Source organism: Candidatus Woesearchaeota archaeon (assembly GCA_030651135.1).
GTDB lineage: Archaea > Nanobdellota > Nanobdellia > Woesearchaeales > JACPBO01 > JACPBO01.
In genome coordinates, this window is record JAUSCS010000003.1 from 1 (window position 1) to 5,256 (window position 5,256).

A 5,256-nucleotide genomic window follows, 5' to 3' on the forward strand; every position below is an offset into this window, starting at 1 on the left:
TTTTGTGTTAAAGTAAGAACCTCTGTTTCCCAAGTGGCTCCTGCTGACCTCGGAGCAAAAAGTAATTTATGGCCCAAATAATTGCCTGTTGCTGTTATTTTCCAGCCGGCACCGCCTGCGCTAACAGAAGATCTAAATTCTATTCCTCCTATGCCATTAGAACCGCCTGGGTCTTTATCAAGTATTATATCTCCGGGATAAGTTGACAATCCCAATGTACCAGACATATCCCCTATTTGAAGTTTTCCTCTCGGATTCGCTGTTCCAATGCCGACGTTGCCGTTCTTTAACGACATAGTATCAATAAAACTATAACTGCTCCCGCTGCCAACGACACTTTGCAAAGTTAATCTACTGCCTGCCCACTGATCACTATCGATGGCGCTATAAATTCTTCCTCTCGGATTCGAAACACCGCCCCACCATTGTTTATCAGAAAAAACAATATCTGAAGAAGTTTGACCGCTTAAATCCAGTAATCCAATCGGACTAGTTGTGCCGATGCCGACGTTGCCATTTTCATTTATAACAAACCTATACCCCGCAGAGCCAGCTACACCTGCATCTCTGATAGCAAACTTACCGCCGCCAGCATCGCCGTTTCCACTAGAGGTAGAAAAAAGCTGATACCTTCTTTGATTAGTCCCTGTTGTTTGGTAGAGGCCAATAACAGAATCACCAGAGACAACGAGTGATGCATCCGGATTCGTTGTTCCGATCCCAACATTCCCCCCAGAAACAGTCAGCGTATTCGCAATAGTCCCTTCATCGATCTGTTCTGCAGGATGCCCTGGATTGTTGACAGCGGTCTGCGCCATTGCAATTCCGATTATGAAAACAAAAACAACAAAGGCAGCCAAATAATAAAGGTGTTTTTTTGCAATATTCATTTCAAGTTTCATTCTGACCTATTATTTCTTCATCTTCAATTTTGTTAATCTTTCAAAAGGACTGGACTCTTTTGTCAGCCTGCCTAGTTTTTCGAATGTTTCTTCATTCTCTTTTGATTTTTCAATTTCTTTTTCCTTCAATGGCAAAGGCTTTATCTCTTCAGCTTCTTTTTTCTCCTCAAACTGTGTAAACATTTCATTCCTCCCTTCCTGTTTCTGCTGCATTACCTGCTCGAATGGCCTTAGTTTCAGCAATGACTGCATTTGTTTTTTCGGCGATGCCGCCATTATGCTTCTGTCAACAACTGCAGGACTCCACCCTGTTTCTATCAGCCTTTTTTTGATTTGTTCCTGTGTGAAGCCTTTATTCAGAGTATCTGCAATATATCTTCTTAATTCAGCCTCCCTTTGAGTTTCAGCCCTCATCATCTCCTGCTGCAATAATCTTTGCCTTTCAGTAGCCATCTTTTTCTTCATCCCTTGCTGCTTATAGACAACAAAACCGCCTCCAGCTGCACCTCCTAATACAATCACAGCAAGTATTGCATAAAGCATCCATCCCTGCCACCACGGCTTTTTAATTTTAGTTGGCTGCTCTATTTGAGGCGGTGCAACAGTGCATGACTGCTGCTCAGAAGGCTTGCCCGCCATGTTGTTGCAGCTGTTTGCATCCCTGCATGTTCTTGTCTGCCTCCCTGATATGCATGTTAACCATATATCACATTGCCAGTTTGGAGTGCATGATGGCACAACTGCTTTTGTGCAAGTGCAGTCGGATTTACAATTAAGCCCTTTGCATGCCTGATTTTTTGTTCCATCGCATTCTTCTCCGGCATCAAGGGCATTATTCCCGCATTTTGGCGAGGGAGCAACTGCAATAATGTTTATAGAAATCTCATTTGACGGAACAGCCTCTATGTTGTCAGATGCTGTGAATATCACCCTTTCTGTTGTTGTCGTAGTTGTGGTTGAGTAGAAGCTGACTACACCGTTAACAATGATGACATTTACATTTGCGTTTGTTGTCGCTGAAAATGTAAGCGTATCGTCATCCGGGTCTGTGAAGTAATTATTCAGATTCATCACATTTGTTTTATTTCCTGTTATGGTCTGGTCAGGAACAGGCATTATAAGTATTGGGGGATTGTTGATGTAAGAAGCGCTTATATTCCATGCCTGAGAAATTTCTGCAATGCCGTCTGTTATTACCAGCTTTATTGTATGCATACCCGATGTGGCATTATACAGCAATGAAGATTCAGTTGAAAGCGTTGCAGTGTCGTCTTTCAGCCATTTCTGGCTCGGAGTTGTGCCGTCAGGATCATAGGCGCTGAAGTTAAAGAACAGCATTGTTCCTTTTGTCGTGTTTATTGTTGTATTTATCGGAGTGAAATTAGATATTACAGGCGGCCTGTTTGTTTCAACTATTGAAAATGACACGATTTCATAATCTGTCAGCTGGCCGTCTGAAACTGAAAAGTTAATTGAATAAGTTCCATTTTGAGCTGCTGTTGGCGTAAAGCTGATTGTGCCATTTGATATGCTGAATAATGCTGTATTCGCTGAGAATGTTAAAGGATTGTTCTCTTCATCTACTGCAGTTATTGTCTTATTAAATGGCTGCCTTATGATTGCTGTCAAAGAGCCTATTGGCGCTAATATTGGCGGATCATTTACAGCAGTTATTTTGACATTTACATTTGTCGAACTGCTCAATAAGCCATCTGAAACTGTAATCTTTACAGATTCATTAATTGGCAGGCTATAGTTGAGTGTCAGAATCTTGCCGTTTACCCTTATATAAGTTGAATTTGTTGTTATTGTCAACGGGTCATTGTTGATATCGCTTACATAAGATGTTAAATTCAATATCCATGGTGTGTTTTCATAGCCTTCTTGGTCTTGTATTGCTGAGATTGACGGCGGGCTGTTTGGAACAGAGCAGTTGATGCCATTCCAATATTTGCCGCTGTCCTGACATATCTGCTCTTTTGTCCTGGCATAATTATATACTTTCAATTCATCTATTATACCATTAACCTGGTATCTGGACAGATAATCTATTCCGAGGTATAGGTTATAGCCATAGGTGTTTAGGCCGCTGTTAACATCCCATTTTGTGGCATTGCTTTTCTTTAATGCGCCGTCTATATAAAGATCAATTCCTGTGTTATTGTCCCATGCAGCAGTTATGTAATGCAGCTCATTGGCTTTCCAGTCTGATATGCTTGTAGGTGCAGAAAGCTGCACTGGAAGGCCATTTTTAGTGCCGCCTTCAACATTGAACACTAAATCTGAGCCGATTTTAGACAAGCTCCACCTGTATTGGCCTGCTGCAGTTGAAACAATATTTGTGTCAAAGAACCAAACGAAACTTGCTATTGGATCATTTGCATTCCAATTTGTTTTGAACCAGAATGCTATTGTTCCTTCTTCATTGTTGAAGTTGTTCAGGGCAGCATAGTTTAAAACATCAGTGCTGTCAATTAGGATTCCCTGAGCTATTTTTCCATCTGCAAATGCTGTTCCTGTGTTTGCTGCTGGTGTTTCGCCATCTGTGCATATTGCTGTGTTATCAAAGCTACAGTTTAAGCATATACCATTTGGGCAGATTACTGATGGCACTGTTATGCATGAATCCCAGCATTGCTCTCCTGTGTAGCAGCTTGAATCCAGGGTTGAGTAACGGGTTCCCTGGCCCCGGGCAGATTCACAACAAGCCTTGTTTTGCTTTACACATTCGCTTACTTTGCAGCAAACATTTTGCGAGTAAACATTGCAGTCTCCTATATGCGCATTTGTATCGCCGGATATTGAAGCAAGGCATTCTGGGACAGACGGGCAGGTTGAGGCATAGCTGCATGTCAAGTCGCCAAAGCAGACATTAAAGTAATTATTGGTGATAACCCCTTTTTTCTCTACATGCGCATTTGTTGTTCCTGATAATCTGGCAAAAACATTGCCATTTTTGCAGGTTTGGCCAGATGACCTGACATCGCATAATTCTTGGGTATAACTAGAACCATCCCATGTACCTGCATGGCCGCCGCCAGTCGGGTTTGCTACCTTCAGAATAGTATTTGTATCTGAACAGGTTGTTATAAACGCCCGTCCTGTTGATCCAAAATCAAATATGTTTATTGCAGTGTATCCGAATATCAAGGCGAACAATATAACTAAAGCTATGTAATACAGCTGGCTTTTTAATCTTCGGTTTTTATTCATATTGTTGCATATAGCATTAAGTTATTTACGAGCAGGCTGATGCGCTTCTGTATAATTTTCCACTGTTGTCAACACACGCGTAAGCATTTCCCGATCCTACTAACCCTGTAATTTTCACATTTCCTGCAACTTCAAGTTTTTCTCCAGGTGTTGTTGTCCCGATGCCGACATTGCCTGAAGTGTCTACTGTGACAAATTTTGAAGCTTCTCTAACAATATATAATTTATCATCATTATACGTTGCAAGACGCCATTCATTAACAGTAGGCGATGTAAAAATAAGCTGATTAACTCCAACTACATAATTGTTGTCCATATAAAGGCTGCCTAATATCCTTGCTGGCCCATTTACATCTAATTTATATGCCGGGCTCGTTGTTCCGATGCCGACGTTGCCGTTATAATCTATTGTCATAGCAGTATTTGTAACTCCACTTGTATAAGCGTTTGAAGTCCCAAAACGGAGATAAGAGCCACTAGATGTTCTCTCAGCTGCGATTCTTGCCATGTCCTCTGTATCTGCTCTTGCAAATCCTAAAACAGCAAGGCCATTAGCATCCGAAGCGAGCCTGATACGAATGCCAGTATCACTTGTTCCAGTAAATGAGGTGTCTGTAGCCGACTGTTTAACAGTCAATAGTGTGCTTGGGCTTGTTGTTCCGATGCCGACATTGCCGTCTGACATCATAAAAATATTTTTAGTACCCATGGATCCAATGGCTATACCACTTTGCGTGCCAGACATATCAACCCACAAACTTCCGTAAATTGAGGGATGAGATGATGCGTACCATCGAATACTCTCTGAAAGCCATGGCGAACCAGTTACGCCCGGCCCCGACACTTCTAACTTCACTCCAGGGCTCGTTGTTCCGATGCCGACGTTGCCGTTTTGTGTTAAAGTAAGAACCTCTGTTTCCCAAGTGGCTCCTGCTGACCTCGGCGCAAAAAGTAATTTATGTCCTAAATAATTGCCTGTTGCCGTTATTTTCCAGCCGGCACCGCCTGCGCTAACAGAAGATCTAAATTCTATTCCTCCTATGCCATTAGAACCGCCTGGGTCTTTATCAAGTATTATATCGCCAGGATAAGTAGGTAATCCCAATGTAGAAGATAAATCTCCTATCTGAAGTCTTCCTCT

At 42.0% G+C, this 5,256-nt stretch carries 3 protein-coding genes; all 3 read right to left on the reverse strand.

The features are described 5' to 3' along the window. On the reverse strand, positions 1-902 hold a 902-nt coding region (locus Q7J54_00050; protein ID MDO8739949.1), incomplete at its 3' end, for a hypothetical protein. Between the two features lie 9 nt (positions 903-911). Then, complete coding sequence (locus Q7J54_00055) at positions 912-4,115, reverse strand: LamG-like jellyroll fold domain-containing protein (GenBank protein MDO8739950.1); 3,204 nt, start codon at positions 4,113-4,115, stop codon at positions 912-914. Between the two features lie 25 nt (positions 4,116-4,140). Then, on the reverse strand, positions 4,141-5,256 hold a 1,116-nt coding region (locus tag Q7J54_00060; protein ID MDO8739951.1), incomplete at its 5' end, for a hypothetical protein.